A 15,970-nucleotide genomic window follows, 5' to 3' on the forward strand; every position below is an offset into this window, starting at 1 on the left:
CACGGCCGATGGCGACGTCGCAAACAACAAGGGCCCACGCTCTCACGTGGGCCCTTCTCATTTCAATCAGGCGCCGACATCAGGCGCCCGGATCGACCGGCTCACGGCCGCCAGGTCAGCGTCGTCTTCTTGTTGACGTCGGTGGTCGAGCCCACGGTGGAGGTGGCGTCGACAAAGCCCGAGCGATAGCCGGCGGACAGGTTCAGACCGGTGCCACGGTACTCCACGTCGCCATGGAGATTCAGCGTGCCTGACGCACCCTGGCTCGCTTCGAAGAAGCCGAGCGGGTAGAACGTCGTGCGGACCTGCGCCGAACCCGACACGTTGAACGTGTTGTTGCCCCACGGGCTGCCGGTCACGCCGATGACGCTCAGGCCGCCGACGACCGCGCTGTCCGAGACCGTACCGTTGGCCACGATGGCCTGGTCCTCGATGCGCGCATTGCCGGTCGCTCGTCCGCCGGTCAAGATCGAGGCGTAGGGGCCCACGTAGACGGTGGCCGGCGTGCTGGACGGCGCGCAGCCGCCGCCGTTGCTGTGGCGCACGGTGCCGGTCGGGCAGAGGTCACGCTGACCGTTCTGGAAGCCCTGCGGCCAGGCATTGGCCAGCTCGATCATGTAGGGATAGCGCCAGATCGTGCCGTAGGACTGGTCCCAGGTCACCGTCTTGAAGACCGACGGCGTCGCGCTCACCACCAGGAACACCGGCTCGCCGGCGCTGACACGGAAGGTCAGGTCCGCGTCCAGGCCCTTTTGCAGCGCGCTGTACCGGGCGGAGGTGAACTGCGAGTTGGTCGCCACCAGGCCCCAGCGGAAATCAGCGTCCGAACCGGTCTGGTTGATGCCGCGGAACTTCACCGTCACCGAGGTCGCACCCGCCACCGGATACAGACGGACGACGTTGTAGCCGAAGCGCTGCGGCGCCCCGTAGAACGGCGCGGTGAAGCGGCGGTTGGTCGCCCAGTTGGCATCCAGTGCTTCCAGCGGCATCAGGCGACGCATGCGCTCGGCCTTGTCGGTCAGCGTGATGTTGCCGTAGCTGCTGCGGAAGGCGTCGGGCGTGGCCTTGTAATCCCACACTACGTTGTGCATCGCCCAATCACCGATGAAGTCATTGAGCTGCGACAGCGTCCAGCCGCGGGACTTCTGGATGTTGGTGAACGGATCCGCACCGGCGGTGGTCCAGATCTGCGTCACGGCTTCCGGACCGTACTTGTCCTTCAGGAACTCCATGAACTGCCAATTGCAATAGCGGTCGCGGGTGGAGCCCAGGTAGAGATGCGGCGCATTGGGCAGCATTTCGGAGCAATGCACATCGCTCCGGTACTCGGGCAACTGGTGTGGCGTGAAGTTGGCATGGCTCTCATGGATCCAGCCGCAGGTATTGGACTGGTTGCAGGCCATGCCGCCGTTGTTGGTCGCCCAGGACTGCCAGCCGTGAGTGAACTCATGGGTCAGGCCCCAGTGGTCACGCAGCGCGGCCGGTGCGATCCACATGCCCATGTGCAGGTTGCGCTGTGCATCCACCCAGGCGCCGCCGGTGAGTCCCCATCCAGAATGAATGTGGATGGCCGGCTTGATCTTGTCCGCCTTGTTGAAGTACGGCTCCGGCATGTAGAGGTTGGAATCGAACAGGTACTTCCAGACCGTGTTCTCCAGCGTGTCCGCCGCCAAGGTCAGATCGGCCGCTGACAGGGTCTCGTCCGAATAGAAGGCGAAGTGCGCCGTCTCCTTGACCAGCTTGAAGGCCGCCTGCTCTGGATTGGGACCGCCCGCGCGCCAGGTGCCCGCCGTGACGGCCGGCTTCTGCGGCGTCCCCGTGAACCATTGGGTCAGCGTGGTGCCCTGGTCAACCGCCGCGGGTGCGGGTGCAGGTGCGGGTGCAGGTGCGGGTGCAGGTGCGGGTGCGGGTGCGGGTGCGGGTGCAGGCGCAGGCGCTGGCGCTGGCGCTGGCGCTGGTGCTGGTGCTGGTGCTGGTGCTGGTGCAGGTGCAGGTGCAGGTGCAGGTGCAGGTGCAGGTGCTGGTGCTGGTGCAGGTGCTGGTGCAGGTGCAGGTGCAGGTGCAGGTGCAGGTGCAGGTGCGGGTGCAGGTGCGGGTGCAGGTGCGGGTGCAGGGGCAGGTGCTGGCGCAGGTGCCGCGGTGGTTGTCGCGCAGAAGCCGACGGACTGGTTGGTCGCGTTCGCCGGGATCGTGCGATTCCAGGCGAAGCCCGACAGCACCAGCGACGTGCCGGCGCGCTTCCATTGCGCGTTCCAGACGTTGGACACGTTGCCGGCCACCGTCAGGGTGCCGCTCCAGACCAGGGGCGTGGCGTTCGGGTTCTTGACCTTCACCGTGGCGCAGTAGCCACCGCTCCACTTGTTGTTGACCACATAGCTCAGCTCGGCTGGTTGAGCGGCCTGGGCTGCCGTCGCGCAAAGCCCGGCGAGCACCAACCCTGCAGCCAGGGATGTCAATCGATGCATGTTGTACCTCCACTGTTGAACACAATGACGTCGATCGCCTTCACCCGAGCCCCCGGGTCGCCGCGCCCGCCGCCACTGAATGCCCTTCGGCTGTGGTGGCGGCGGATCTTTCAAACGGTCGACCGTGCCCCGGCCTGCTCATGCCATGCGTCGAATGGCCAGCGCGCCATCGCGTCCTGGGCCCAACGCCGTCGAACGTCGCAGCGCGCTGAAGCGCTTCTTTCGGTCGTCTTGGTCTTTTTGCTGATGTCTACTGCCGGGGCGGGGTCATGACGCCGGAACACCTGGGTAGGTGTCGTCGACGCGGGGCGTGGCCATCGAGCCGGGCGCATGTTCACCGTTCGGGGTCGGGCCTTGCCATTCCGATGGTGAGAATCCGTAATCGCGATGCCGACCGACCGGTTGCTTTGGAAGCGGTCCAGACCTGCGTTGCTGCTGGGAAGAAACGTCGATGACAACGCTCGACATTCCTGCAGATGTGTCGTGCCCGACTACCTGTCGTAACCAATAGGACCGTTCCGATCTGACCGGTGGAATCGCGAACAGCACCAATGGCCCCCGAATGGGAGAGCCCCTACAGAGTCAGGAACGCATGGGCTTTGCAGGTGGCGGTATCGGCAGCGGTATCGGCAGCGGCAGCGGCATGGAGGCGATCTGCGTGAGGTGGCCAAAGGGCCGTTGCATGCGGTCGTCTGCGCGCGCACCGTGGCCAGATTGCAGAGGCTGCCAAAGGGGGCATGGTGACAGGCGTCGCCCCCTCCTCTGGCCGATGTGCGGGCGTCGCTGAACGGGCAGGCTCCTACAATCCGCGCGCCCGCGCCTCCCCCATGGGCCGCGCCCCAACCCAGGAGCTCCTGCATGCCCGCCCCGATCGACTTCTATTTCGACTTTGCTTCGCCGTACGGCTACATCGCCGCGCAAACCATCGATGCCCTGGCGGAGCGCCATGGCCGCACGGTGAACTGGCATGCGATCGTGCTGGATGCCAATTTCCAATCGCTGGAGCGGATCCGCATTCCGACCAGCGTCATGCGCAGCGACTACATCCGGCGTGATGTCGAGCGTCTGGCGGCGTTCATGGGGGTGCCGTTCAAGACCCCCTCGTCGCTGGGGCTGCACACCGAGATGGCCGCCCGGCTGTTCCATTGGTTCAATGACCGTGACCCGGCGCAGGGCCGTGCGTTTGCGCAATGCGTCTACCGCGCCTATTTCCTCGAGGACCGCAACATTGCGCAGTTGGAGGTGCTGCAGGACCTGTGCTCGACCCAGCAGATGCCGCCGGCGGAGCTGCAGTCCCTGGTGAACGACAGCGCCGCGCGAGCCCGACTGAAGGCCGAGATCGATCTGGCGGAGGCCCGCGGCGTCTTTGGCTCGCCGTTCTTCATCGTGGAGGGCGAACGCTTCTGGGGCAACGACCGCCTGCCGCAACTCGAACGCTGGCTGGAACGCGGCCCGTACTGAGCCTCTGGGCCGACCGGCGATGGCCAGGCCTATGGCCGCCGTGAGGGCGGGCCGAGGGTTCGATGCCACAGCCGATGTCGAGACCGACACGGCGACCGATGTGCTCCCTGACGGCCGGTGTTTACCGGCCGTTACTCCATGTCGGCTGGGTAATGTGGGGTCGATGACGTCATCGCGCGGGTGGCGGGGCGCGTTGGAGCAGCAGGTCACCAAGGAGGCCCTATGCGAGCCCTTCGATTTTCGGTTCTTGCGCTGGCGGCGCCGGTATTGGCGTCTGCGCTGAGCGGTTGCATCGTCGTTCCACCGCGTCACTATCACGGTGATGGTGGTGGCCACGGCCGTGGTTACGGCGAGTCCTACGGTCCGCCGCCGGTCTCGGGCTATGTCTGGATCGAGGGTTACTGGGACAACCGCGGCGGCCGCCGCAACTGGGTGGATGGCCACTGGGGCCCGCGACGCTGAGCGAGCGCCGTGGCAACGCGCCACTGCCCCCACCCCAGCGAGGCCAGCAGGCCGAGAGATCAAGCGGAGCCATGAGATCCGGCTCCGCCGGGCTCACGGCTCGCCCCCCTGGGGGGCCGCCGTCAGGCGGTAGGGGGGGCCAAAGCCACCAGGCCGAGAGATCAAGCGGAGCCATGAGATCCGGCTCCGCCGGGCTCACGGCTCGCCCCCTGGGGGGCCGCCGTCAGGCGGTAGGGGGGGGCCGCCCCCAGGCGACACAGGGCCAAATCTAGATTTGTTTGAATGCCATGACGGCCTGGTTGCGCAGGGTGCGCAGCAGGGACAGCTGCTTTTCATCCAGCACCACGCTGCCGGGCTCCGCCTTGTCGGCATAGATCATTGCAAACGGCGCGCCCCTCAGCGCCATCGGCAGCACCAGAAAGCTGTGCGCCTTCGCGCTGCTGAGAAACCACTGCGGCAGCCGCTCCGCAATCCGCGGCTGCGATGCATCCGCGATCAGCGTGTCCACACCCTTGGTGCAGACCGCCGTGAACAGATCGGCCGCCACCCCCGGCATCACCCGCAACGGCACCTTGAACAAGGGCACCACCGCCTCCACCCCATCACCCAGGCCGAAGCGGCCCGTCAGCATTTCGGTCTTCGGATCCCGCAGGCAGAAGATGACCCGACGGAATCCGAGACCGCGGTACATGGTCTCCAGGATCATCCGGAGAATCTCGTTGAGCTTGAAGCTCTCCACCATCGCATTGGTGATGTCCTGGATGCCGGCGGCCAGCGTGGCCGCTGCTTGTTCCGGCGAGATGGCATTCGCGGCCAAGCCAGCCACGCCCTCGTTCGCCACCACGACCGTCGCCTGCAACTGATGCGGCGCCAGGCTGTCCTCCGGCGACGGCGCAAGCGGTGCCAGCAGCCGCTGGGCCGGTGAATTCTTCGGCAGCTGGATGTCCATGGCCTGCGCCAGTTGGGTGAGCCGCTGACGGGCCTGATCGGCCGCGTTCTCGAAGGCCTTGGCCTCCACCCCCAGCGCCCGGGCATAGCGCTGCGCCATGGCCCTGACCTTGGCATGCGCCTCGGCAGGATCGCTGTGCAGGATCAGGTCGGCCACATCGTTGCTCGCCCGGCCAAGCCAGCGCATGCGGTCGGTGGCGTGTTCGATCAGACGGATGGGCGCATCGCCGTCCGGCCGACGCATGCTGCGTTGCAGGCTGTCCGGAAAGCCCCATTGCCGCGCCACGCCCAGCGCCAGATCCTCATAGCTCAGGCCCAGCACCTGGGCAGAGGCGGCCGCCTCGTTGACCGGCGGAGCGGCCTGTTCGCCCATGCCGCGCTCCGGCCGCACCAGCCGGCGCACCTGCTGCGCTTCTTCCGGCAGATAGAACTCCGACAGCAGGCGGCCCAGTCCCTGGAACATGGTGGCGAGGAAGGATTCCTCGTTCTCACGCGGGACCAGGCACAACTCCCGGGACAGCGAGCCCGCCATCAGCGAGCGCAGGAACTCCTCTTTGAGCCGCTGCGCATGCTGCTTGTTCTCCATCCGCTCCAGCAACACCAGCGACAAGGCGAGGTTGCGGATGCCGCCAAAGCCCACCAGCGCCACAGCGCGCGACACCGTGCTGATGTGCCCGCCCCCGGCATGGCTGAACTGCACCGTGTTGACCAGGCGCAGCAGCTTGTTGGTCAGCGCCACGTCCTTGAGGATTTCATTGGAGAGCGTGGTCAGGCTCTCGTTCTCCGATTGGGTCATGCGCTGGATCCGGGTCACCGAATCCGCCATGGCCGGGAAGTCGGTGCGGTGCCGCATGCGCCGCAACAGGAACTCCAGCGTGGCATTGCCGCCGTCGCCCACCGCCGGCACCTGCGCGGCCGGATGAAGCCAGGCGGCCAGCGCATCGTGGAAGGCCTTCGCGTCGGGCCAGCGGTGCGCGGCATCCCGCGACAGGCCGCGCAGCAGCACCGCACGCAGGGCATCGTCGCTGTCCGCGCCCAGGTCCGCCGGAGGATCGAGGTTCTGCTGCAACACCCGGCGCACCGCCCGCCAGGGATCGGGGTCGTAATTCAGGCGCTGACCGGAGAGCATCTCGGTCAGCATCACCGCCGCCGCGAAGACATCCATCACCGGTGAGGCCGGCTCCCCGCGCGCCGCTTCCGGCGAGATGTAGCCCGGCGTGCCGACGATGCGATTGGGACGGCTGGCGCTGCCCTCGGTGATCGCAGCGGTCGCGCCGGCTGAGGTGGCGCCGCCCACACCGCCCACACTGCCCGCCCCGCCCGATCCAGACGCGCTCAGCCGGCCGGCGATGCCGAAGTCCATCACCCGGGGACGGCCTTGCGCATCCAGCATCACATTGGTCGGCTTGAGGTCGCGGTGGACCACGCCGGCCTGATGCGCCGCATGCAGCCCATCCAGGATGCCCAGCATCATCCCCACGGCTTCGCGCGCCGGCAGCCGCCCACGCTGGCGCATGCGTTCCGCCAGGGTGCCGCCGGCCACGAATTCGAAGACCATGTAGGCCTGTCCGCCCTCCATGTCGGCCTCGAAGACCGGCACGATGTTGGGATGGGTCAGACGGCTGACCGCCCTCGCCTCATGCAGCCAGGCGTCGACACTGGCCCGGTCCGCTGCCTTGGTCAGGACCTTCAGCGCCACCTCGCGGTCCAGCCTCGGATCGTGGGCCAGCCACACCTGGGCCTGGGCGCCCTGCCCCAGACTGCGCAGCGGCCGGAAGCGCCCGACAGCCGGCGGCATGGCGTTCATGTCGAATCCTTGCCGGGCGCCGTACCACTGCCGCGACGCGCGGGCTCCGAAGGCGCCCCGCCCTGCTGCTCCGCACGCTCGCGCAGCCGCGAACGCGGCGCAGCGGTCGCCGCGGCGCCCACGCGGGGATCGTTGACACGGCCCGGTCCGGGCGGGCGGCGCTCGCTGCCGCTGTTCTCCTCATCCGCCGTGCCGCGCTCGCTGCCCGCCTGCGCCTGCAGAGTGCCCAGCGCATCGTAGATCTCCCGCAGACCGAGACTCAGCGCCCGCGCATAGCGCCGGGTGGCCAGCTCGATCGCTGTCTGGCGCTTGCGCTCGGGCGCTCCCAGCGCTTCGATCAGTTCATTGGCCAGGCCGCAGGTCAGCCGCAGGATCTCGGCGTCCCCATCGGCATGGCGCACCGGCGCCTCCTGCGAAGGGCGATGCATCATGTGCTGCAGTTCATCGCCCAGCCCCCAATAGCGGGCCACCGCCAGGCCCAGGCTCTCCAGGTCACAGCCCAGCACCGCATAGGCGGCGGACTGCTCGGTCATGCCGCGCGGATTGGGCTGGTCTTCGGTGGGCTCCGGCGCCAGCATCAGTTGTCGGATCTGCTGCGCATCGTCCGGGAAGTGGTACTGCACCAGGAGCCGGCCGAGGTTCTGCATCAGCGTGATCAGGTAGACCACTTCGGCGTCGTAACCGGCCGGACGCAGTGCCTGCGCCACCTGACCGGCACGCTGCACCCGCCGCATCAGGCTCTGCATGAAATTGGCCTGGGCCTCGTTCATCGGCCCCGGCCAGGGCTTGAGCGCGCGGGCCGCGTCCTCCAGCCCGTTCAGGCCCATCATGGCAATGGCGCGCTGCATGTTCAGCACCGTGCCGCCACTGTTCGGGTGGCCCTGCTGGCGCATGGCGTTGTTGACGCGGCGCAGCAACTCCAGGGTCAGCGCCATGTCCTTGAGCGCCAGGGCCGCCAGTTCGCTGGCATGCTGAGACGCCATGGCACTGGACATCGCCGTGCTGACCAGCCGGGTCGTCGTGCTCGGCAGATGGCCGAAGCGCTGCATCTTGTCCTTGAGCAAGGCGATCGGGCCGCCGTCGTCCTGCTCGGCCGCCAGGCGCCAGCCATCCAGTGCGCGCCAGAAACTGCGCGCCAGGTGATAACGCTGGCGGGTCTGCCGGTCGGTTGCCCGGTTGACGATGGCCCGCAGCGGGTCGGGAATCTGATAGGGCGTCTCCCAGCCCAGACGGACCAGTTCCTGGCCTTGGGGCTGCATCCGGCGCATCGCCAGCTGCAGATCGGCCTCGTCCAGCACCGGCTTGCCGGTCAGCAGGCGGTGCAGCACCAGACCGATGCTCGCCACATCGTCTTCGGCGGCCTCGCGCGCGGCGCGGCGGGTGGCATTGAAATCGGCATCCGGCGGCAGCAGGTCCTGGGCGACTTCCAGGCCCAGGATCCGCACATGGTGACCGGCGTCGATGACCAGATGCGCCAACTGGAGATCGCGGTGCGCGTGGCCGGCCTCATGGGCAAAGGCCAGGCCCTCCAGCGCCTGCGCCGCCCAGCCGGCGGCATCCAGCGGCAGCGGATCGCCGGTGCGGGCGAGGCGCTCTTCCAGGGTCTCGCCCAACGCGCGGTCATAGGCCACATACGGCCAGGGATCGACCCGGCCGGTCTCCACCACATGCGCCAGGTTGGGATGATGGATGCGGGACGCGGTGTCCATCGTCTTGAGCCAATGCAGCATCGCTGCTTCGCCGACGGGCTTCTCCCGCGGCATCATCAGCAGCATCTCCTGGCGGTGGTGGGTGTCGAACACCAACCACAGCATGCTCCGCTGACTCTTGTGCAGCAGCGCGCGCAGCTCGAAACGACCGAACCGCTTCATGGGCGACGCGTGGGGGTTGGAGTTGGTTTCAGACACGAGAGTTGCATGGCGCTCCGCCTGGATCGGAGCGACGGACCTTTTCAGACTTGTCGATTGGACCGAAAACCCGTTGTCCTCGCCGGTCAAACTGCGGGGGATTTTCCCCTCAGTTTTGTAACTGTGCCCAGACCTTGTCCAGTCGCTTGACACTGACCGGCTGCGGAGTCCGCAACTCTTGTGCGAAAAGGCTCACTCGAAGCTCCTCCAGTTGCCAGCGGAAATCGTCCAGCCGCGCATCCGGCGACCCCTTGCGCTCCACCACCCGCCGCTGCCAGCGCTGCTCCAGCGGCCGCAGTTCCGCCAGCAACTTGGCGTCCCGGGCGGCGTCGGCGCGCAGCTTGTCCAGGCGCAGGGTGATGCCCTTCAGGTAGCGCGGATAGTGCTGGAGCTGCGCCCACGGCGTCTGCAGGACAAATCGCTTGGGCATCAGGCGCTGCAATTGCGCCTGGATGTCGTCGACCACCTCCTTGGCGGCCGAGCGCGTGTCCTTGAGCTTGCGCAGCGCGCCCTGGTATTCCAGCAAGACGCTGAAAGCCAGACGCGCGACCTCCTGCGCGATCAGGTTGAGCCGCGCCCGACCCTCCTCGAGCCGCGCCTTGAAGCTGAATTCATCCACCGGCAGCGGATCCGCCAGGAAGGCGCGCTCCAGCGCCACCGCGACGATCTGATCACGCAGTTCCTCGGCCGTGCCCAGGCTCATGTAGGACACCGCCATCTGGGTCAGGTCGGGGATGTTCTTCTCCAGGTACTTCAGCGGCTCCTTGAGCTGAAGCGCGATCAGCCGACGCAGGCCCGCGCGATGCTTGGCGGCGGCCACGTCCGGCTCATCGAACACCTCGATCTCCACATGCGAGACCTTGTCGATCAGCGCCGGGAAGCCGATCAGCGTCTGGTGGCCGCGGCGTATCTCCATCAGCTCGGGCAACTCGCCGAAGGTCCAGGCGGTGTAGGTCTTGGCCGCATCGGTGGCCGGCGGCGGCGCCACCGTCGCCTTGACGACCCGTGGCGCGCCCTGGCGACCATCCGCCGCAGCCGAGGGTGCGGTCGATGGCGATGGCGACGGAGATGGCGGGTGCGACGCCGCGACCTCGCCGCCCTGCAGCTTCAATGCGGCCAGCGCCTGGAAGGCGGACCGGGCCTGGCCGCCGAGCTCGGCCTTCAAGGTCGCGAGGTTGCGCCCCTGGCCAAGCTGCCGGCCATGCTCGTCGACCACCCGGATGTTCATGAACAGATGGGCCGGCACCTGTTCGAGCTTGAAGTCATTGCGCTGGATGGCCAGTTGCGTGCGGTCCCGGACCGCCTTGAGCAGCACCTCCAGCAGGCTGCCCTGCGAGAACGGGTTCAGCGCGACGAATTCGGCCACGAAGTCCGGCAGCGGCGTCAGCCGCGAGCGCGGGCGCTGGTGCAGGCTCTTGAGCAGCGCGGTGACCTTGGGCTCCAGCATGCCGGGCACCAGCCAGTCGACGCGCTCGTCATTGACCTGGTTGAGCGCATAGATCGGCACGGTGACCGTCAGGCCATCTCGCACGTCACCCGGCTCATGCAGGTAGGTGGCCGCGCAGTCCACGCCGCCCAACCGGATGGTCTTCGGGAAGGCATTGCTGGTGACGCCCGCCGCCTCATGCCGCATCAGCTCGTCCCGGCTGAGCTGCAGCAGGCGCGGATTGGCCTTGCTGGCCTCGCGGAACCACTTCTCCAGGCTGGCGCCGGAACAGACGTCCGCCGGCAGGTGCTGGTCGTAGAAGGCATGGATCAGTTCGTCGTCCACCAGCACATCCTGGCGGCGGGACTTGTGCTCCAGCTCCTCGATCTTGGCGATCTGCTTCTGGTTGTGCGCCAGGAAGGGCAGCCGGGTGTCCCAGTCGCCGTTGACCAGCGCCTCGCGGATGAAGATCTCCCGCGCCGCCGCCGCATCGACGCGGCCGAAGTTCACCCGACGGTTGTTGTAGATGACGATGCCGTAGAGCGTGGCCCGCTCCAGGGCGATGACCTCGGCGGCCTTCTTCTCCCAGTGCGGCTCCAGCAGTTGGGTCTTGATCAGGTGGCCGGCAATGCCCGGCAGCCACTGCGGCTCGATGGCCGCGATGCCGCGACCGAACAGCCGGGTGGTGTCCACCAGCTCGGCCGCAACGATCCAGCGGCCCGGCTTCTTGCTCAGGTGCGCGCCGGGATGGCGCCAGAACTTGATGCCGCGGGCGCCGAGGTACCAGTCATCGTCATCCGCCTTGCAGCCGATGTTGCCCAGCAGGCCCGACAGCATCGACAGATGCACCTGCTCATAGGTCGCCGGTGCGCCGTTCATCCGCCAGCCATGTTCGGCGACGACGGTGTGCAGCTGCGAATAGATGTCGCGCCATTCCCGCACCCGGCGCGGGCTGACGAAATTGTCGCGCAGCAGCTGTTCCTGGCGGCGGTTGGAGAGCTTGTGCTCGCCTTCCCCGCCCCGACTCTCGCCGATCCACTTCCAGAGCTTCAGATAGCCCATGAACTCGGAGCGTTCGTCGTCGAACTTCTTGTGCTTCTCGTCGGCCTGCTGTTGCTGCTCCATCGGGCGATCGCGCACATCCTGGCCGGACAGCGCGCTGGCGATGATCAGCACCTCGGTCAGCGCATCCCGCTGGCGGGCCTCCAGGATCATGCGGCCCACGCGGGGATCCAGCGGCAACTTGGACAGCTCGTGGCCCATCGGCGTCAGCTCGTTGCGCTCATCCACGGCGCCGAGTTCGGCCAGCAGCTGATAGCCATCGGCCACGGCCTTGCGCGGCGGCGGCTCGATGAAGGGGAAGTCTTCGACCTGGCCCAGATGCAACGCCTTCATCCGCAGGATCACGCCGGCGAGCGAGCTGCGCAGGATTTCCGGATCGGTGAAGCGCGGGCGCGCGAGGAAGTCCTTCTCCTCATACAGCCGGATGCAGATGCCGTTGCTGACCCGGCCGCATCGACCGGCCCGCTGGTTGGCTGCGGCCTGGCTGATCGACTCGATCTGCAGCTGCTCGACCTTGTTGCGGTAGCTGTAGCGCTTGACCCGCGCCTGGCCGGGATCGATCACATAACGGATGCCGGGCACCGTCAGTGAGGTCTCGGCCACGTTGGTCGCCAGCACGATGCGCGGCTGGCCGTGCGGCTGGAAGATGCGGTTCTGTTCCTGCTCGGACAGCCGCGCAAACAGCGGCAGCACCTCGACGCCGGGCGGATGGTGCTTGCGCAGGGCCTCGGCGGCCTCGCGGATCTCGCGCTCGCCGGGCAGGAAGACCAGCACATCGCCGGAGCCGGCACGCCAGAGCTCGTCCACCGCGTCGCAGATCGCGTTGTTGACGTCGTACTCGCGGGATTCCTCGAACGGGCGATAGCGCTGCTCGACCGGGAACAACCGGCCGGACACCATGATGGTCGGCGCGGGGCCCTGGGCCGAGGCGAAATGCTGGGCGAAGCGATCGGCATCGATCGTCGCGGAGGTCACGATCACCTTCAGATCGGGCCGCCGGGGCAGGATCTCGCGCAGGTAGCCGAGCAGGAAATCGATGTTGAGGCTGCGTTCATGCGCCTCGTCGATGATCAAGGTGTCGTAGGCCTTGAGCAGCGGATCGGTCTGGGTTTCGGCCAGCAGGATGCCGTCGGTCATCAACTTGACCGAGGCACCGGCGGACAGGCGATCCTGGAACCGGACCTTGTAGCCGACCACATCGCCCAGCGGGGATTTCAGCTCCTCGGCGATGCGCTTGGCAACGCTGGAGGCGGCGATCCGGCGCGGCTGGGTGTGGCCGATCAAGCCCCCCCCATTGCCGCGACCGCGGCCCATCGCCAGCGCGATCTTGGGCAACTGCGTGGTCTTGCCCGAGCCCGTCTCGCCGCACACGATCACCACCTGATGCTGCTGCAGCGCCCGCATGATTTCCTCGCGCCGGCCGGAGACCGGCAGCGACTCGGGGAACTCGATCGGCGGGATCGGCGTGGGCGGCGTGCGGGCGCCGGCTTCCGGGCGGCGACCACCGTCGGGACGACGCTCCGGGGGCGGCCGTGGCGCGCGGGGGGTGGCGGCATTCCCCCCGTGGCCGGTCGCGGGGCGCTCGGGCGACACCGGCGCGGACGCACCAACAGCCGGCGCGCGGGGCGTTCCGGGGGCACGAGACGAATCGGCGGGGGCGGAGCGGGCCGGAGAGGCGTCGCGGCGTGCAGGGCGCGGCGGGTCTTCGGGCGGCTGGGCGGGGGTGTTGTTGTTCTGACTCACGGGGCGCGGATTATCTCGCGCCGCGCGCGGCCCGTCGTGGGTCAGGGATTGAGCGCCGGGCGGCCAGGCGCGCGGGCTCGTCAGAAGCGCCCGGCCGCAGCGTGCGGCTTCACGCGGTCATCGCACAACGGCAGTGTCCCCTGGCCCCCTTGGAACGGACAGCGTGCGGCACAATCCGGCCCCATGAGCCTGGTCTTCCCCCATACCTTCGTGCCGTGGTTTCGCGCGGTGGCCCCCTATATCCATGCGTATCGCGGCGAAACATTCGTCGTCGGCATGACCGGGGAATTGATCGAGGCCGGCAAGCTCAACAGCTTTGTCCAGGATCTGGCCATCATGCATGCGATGGGCATCAAGATCGTGCTGGTACACGGTTTCCGACCCCAGGTGAATGAACAGCTGGCTGCCAAGGGCCACCCGCCCAAATACAGCCACGGCATGCGCATCACCGACGGCATCACCCTGGATTGCGCCCAGGAAGCCGCCGGGCAACTGCGATTTGAAATCGAAGCCGCGTTTTCGCAGGGCCTGCCCAACACGCCGATGGCCAATTCCACCGTTCGGGTGGTGTCCGGCAATTTCCTGACCGCCCGCCCGGTGGGGATCGTCGACGGCGTGGATTTCAAGCACAGCGGTATTGTTCGCCGTGTGGATGCGGCGGCGATTCAACGGGCCATCGATATTGGTGCCATCGTCCTGATGTCGCCCTTCGGTTTCTCCCCCACTGGCGACGCCTTCAATCTGATGATGGAGGATGTGGCCACCGCCACCGCCATCGCGCTGCAAGCCGACAAGCTGCTCTTCATGACCGAGGTCCCGGGGGTGCGAGAAAACCCCGAGGATCCGGACAGCAACATCGACACCGAACTCGCCCTGGCGGACGCCAAGCGCTTGATGGGCAAACTGCCGCCGCCCACGCAGCCCACCGACGTCGGGTTTTATCTGCAGTACTGCGTACGCGCCTGCGAAGCCGGGGTGGAGCGCTCACACATCCTGCCCTTCGCGGTCGACGGTGCGCTGCTGCAGGAGGTCTATACCCACGATGGTATTGGCACCATGGTGGTCGATGAAAAACTGGAAAGCCTGCGCGAGGCCACCCATGACGATATCGGCAGCCTGATTGCGTTGATCGAACCCTTTGAACGAGACGGCACCTTGGTCAAACGCGACCGCAGTGAAATCGAACGCGATATCGAGGCCTACACCGTCATCGAACATGACGGCGTGATCTTCGGCTGCGCCGCGCTGCATCCCTATCAGGAAGCGCGCACCGCTGAAATGGCGGCGTTGACCGTGTCCAGCGCGGTGCAGGGTCAGGGCGATGGTGAACGCATTCTGAAGCGGATCGAACAGCGCGCCCGCGCCATGGGGCTGACCAGCATTTTTGTGCTGACCACCCGCACCATGCATTGGTTCATCAAACGCGGCTTTCAACCGGTGGATCCCGACTGGTTGCCCGAAGAACGCAAACGCAAATACAACTGGGATCGCCGCTCCCAGGTGCTGGTCAAGAAATTGCCCTGAGCGACGTCCGAGGCGGGGCCGCCTTCAACGGCCATCAGGGGCCATCAACAACTCTCAATGGCCATCCTGCCTTCACGCCTTCCCACTTTCGCCGCTGCGCGCCGCAGGTTCCGACAGGCGCCCACCCCGCGCAGCGACCTTCACACCCCCCAACAGTTGATCACCGAGGTTTGATATGGCCCGCAATGTGCAGTGCGTTTATCTGAAAAAAGAAGCCGAAGGCCTGGACTTTCCCACCTATCCCGGGGAACTTGGCAAACGCATCTATGAGAACGTCTCCAAGGAAGCCTGGGCAGCCTGGATGAAGCACCAGACCATGCTGGTGAACGAAAACCGGTTGAATCTGGCCGACCAGCGCGCCCGCCAATACCTGTCTCGCCAGATGGAACAGTTCTTCTTCGGCGACGGTGCCGAGCAGCCAGCGGGATATGTGCCCCCCACCGCGTGATAACAGTCACTTTCTGTTGACTTCGATGGGTCAGCGGAACGTGACGAGTTGTGAATGCTGACAATTACCGGCAAAACCCGGTTGCCGCGAAATTCAATTCCCTGCCTATAATCGCGCCATGCCCTATTCGGGCTCTGGCCGTTGAACCTAGCGAGGAATTGCATAAATGGCATCGCTCAAAGACTTGTTGGCCCAGCGGGCCGCACTTGAACAGCAAATCGCAGAAACCCAGGAGCGGGAGCGTTCCGACGCCATCGCGAAGGTCAAGACGCTGATGTCCGAATATGGACTGTCGGTGGCTGATCTGACGGCACGCTCGGCCAAGGTGGCCGGCAAGGCGTCCAAAGTGGCGGCGAAGTATCGCAACCAAGCCACCGGCGAAACCTGGAGCGGCCGCGGTCTGCAGCCCAAATGGCTGAAGGCAGCGATTGCCGGCGGCGCCAAGCTCGATGATTTCGTGATTTAAATGCCCCAAACCAGGGCAAGAACACAAACGCTCAGGCGGGTGTTCTGCTGAGAGCCAGAAAGCCACCGCAAGGTGGCTTTTTTCATTTGAGCCCCGTCCCAGCACCCGGCTCTCCGACTACCCCCTGGGCGCCACGCCCCCGATATTCGCATTCACATCCCGGGGGAAAATCCAAGCACCTCGCAGCGAGCCAGCGCAGCGATTCGCAGGCCTCGGATCACCCCGCGTCGCAGCAGCCAAGCGTCACCCGC

Annotated in this window: 9 protein-coding genes; 5 read left to right on the plus strand and 4 right to left on the minus strand. The window is 66.8% G+C overall.

Going from position 1 to position 15,970, the window contains the following annotated elements:
• Positions 1-101: 101 nt before the first annotated feature.
• Positions 102-2,465, minus strand: coding sequence for a DUF6055 domain-containing protein (locus N4261_RS18520; RefSeq protein ID WP_261756750.1), 2,364 nt, complete (start codon positions 2,463-2,465; stop codon positions 102-104).
• An 858-nt stretch (positions 2,466-3,323) separates the two neighbouring features.
• Between N4261_RS18520 and N4261_RS18525 the strand changes: the two genes are divergently transcribed.
• Together N4261_RS18525 and N4261_RS18530 are read left to right on the plus strand one after the other, a co-directional pair.
• The gene (locus N4261_RS18525) at positions 3,324-3,926 is read left to right on the plus strand and encodes a 2-hydroxychromene-2-carboxylate isomerase (protein ID WP_261756751.1); all 603 of its coding nucleotides are present in this window, start codon (positions 3,324-3,326) and stop codon (positions 3,924-3,926) included.
• Positions 3,927-4,148: 222 nt separating this feature from the next.
• Complete coding sequence (locus N4261_RS18530; protein ID WP_261756752.1) at positions 4,149-4,388, plus strand: YXWGXW repeat-containing protein; 240 nt, start codon at positions 4,149-4,151, stop codon at positions 4,386-4,388.
• A 268-nt stretch (positions 4,389-4,656) separates the two neighbouring features.
• Here N4261_RS18530 and N4261_RS18535 read toward each other — a convergent pair whose 3' ends face one another.
• The 3 genes from N4261_RS18535 to hrpA form a co-directional block, all read right to left on the minus strand.
• The gene (locus N4261_RS18535; protein ID WP_261756753.1) at positions 4,657-7,143 is read right to left on the minus strand and encodes a serine/threonine protein kinase; all 2,487 of its coding nucleotides are present in this window, start codon (positions 7,141-7,143) and stop codon (positions 4,657-4,659) included.
• Complete coding sequence (locus tag N4261_RS18540) at positions 7,140-9,014, minus strand: serine/threonine protein kinase (protein WP_261756754.1); 1,875 nt, start codon at positions 9,012-9,014, stop codon at positions 7,140-7,142. The genes N4261_RS18535 and N4261_RS18540 overlap by 4 nt, the downstream gene beginning before the upstream one ends.
• Positions 9,015-9,159: 145 nt before the next feature.
• Positions 9,160-12,942, minus strand: coding sequence for an ATP-dependent RNA helicase HrpA (gene hrpA / locus N4261_RS18545; protein ID WP_261756755.1), 3,783 nt, complete (start codon positions 12,940-12,942; stop codon positions 9,160-9,162).
• Positions 12,943-13,464: 522 nt separating this feature from the next.
• Here hrpA and argA point away from each other — a divergent pair.
• From argA to N4261_RS18560, 3 genes are all read left to right on the plus strand, one after another.
• The gene (argA, locus tag N4261_RS18550; protein ID WP_261760766.1) at positions 13,465-14,805 is read left to right on the plus strand and encodes an amino-acid N-acetyltransferase; all 1,341 of its coding nucleotides are present in this window, start codon (positions 13,465-13,467) and stop codon (positions 14,803-14,805) included.
• 175 nt (positions 14,806-14,980) lie between these two features.
• The gene (locus N4261_RS18555; protein ID WP_261756756.1) at positions 14,981-15,253 is read left to right on the plus strand and encodes an oxidative damage protection protein; all 273 of its coding nucleotides are present in this window, start codon (positions 14,981-14,983) and stop codon (positions 15,251-15,253) included.
• 166 nt (positions 15,254-15,419) lie between these two features.
• Complete coding sequence (locus tag N4261_RS18560) at positions 15,420-15,719, plus strand: H-NS histone family protein (protein ID WP_261756757.1); 300 nt, start codon at positions 15,420-15,422, stop codon at positions 15,717-15,719.
• Positions 15,720-15,970 lie beyond the last annotated feature (251 nt).

The sequence above is a fragment of the Roseateles amylovorans genome (assembly GCF_025398155.2).
GTDB classification, from domain to species: Bacteria; Pseudomonadota; Gammaproteobacteria; order Burkholderiales; family Burkholderiaceae_C; genus Roseateles; species Roseateles amylovorans.

Coding starts and splice junctions, on each gene's coding strand:
- N4261_RS18555 (WP_261756756.1), top strand. CDS start 14,981: ATGGCCCGCAATGTGCAGTGCGTTTATCTGAAAAAAGAAGCCGAAGGC.
- argA (WP_261760766.1), top strand. CDS start 13,465: ATGAGCCTGGTCTTCCCCCATACCTTCGTGCCGTGGTTTCGCGCGGTG.
- N4261_RS18520 (WP_261756750.1), bottom strand. CDS start 2,465: ATGCATCGATTGACATCCCTGGCTGCAGGGTTGGTGCTCGCCGGGCTT.
- N4261_RS18560 (WP_261756757.1), top strand. CDS start 15,420: ATGGCATCGCTCAAAGACTTGTTGGCCCAGCGGGCCGCACTTGAACAG.
- N4261_RS18535 (WP_261756753.1), bottom strand. CDS start 7,143: ATGAACGCCATGCCGCCGGCTGTCGGGCGCTTCCGGCCGCTGCGCAGT.
- N4261_RS18525 (WP_261756751.1), top strand. CDS start 3,324: ATGCCCGCCCCGATCGACTTCTATTTCGACTTTGCTTCGCCGTACGGC.
- N4261_RS18530 (WP_261756752.1), top strand. CDS start 4,149: ATGCGAGCCCTTCGATTTTCGGTTCTTGCGCTGGCGGCGCCGGTATTG.
- N4261_RS18540 (WP_261756754.1), bottom strand. CDS start 9,014: ATGAAGCGGTTCGGTCGTTTCGAGCTGCGCGCGCTGCTGCACAAGAGT.
- hrpA (WP_261756755.1), bottom strand. CDS start 12,942: ATGCGGGCGCTGCAGCAGCATCAGGTGGTGATCGTGTGCGGCGAGACG.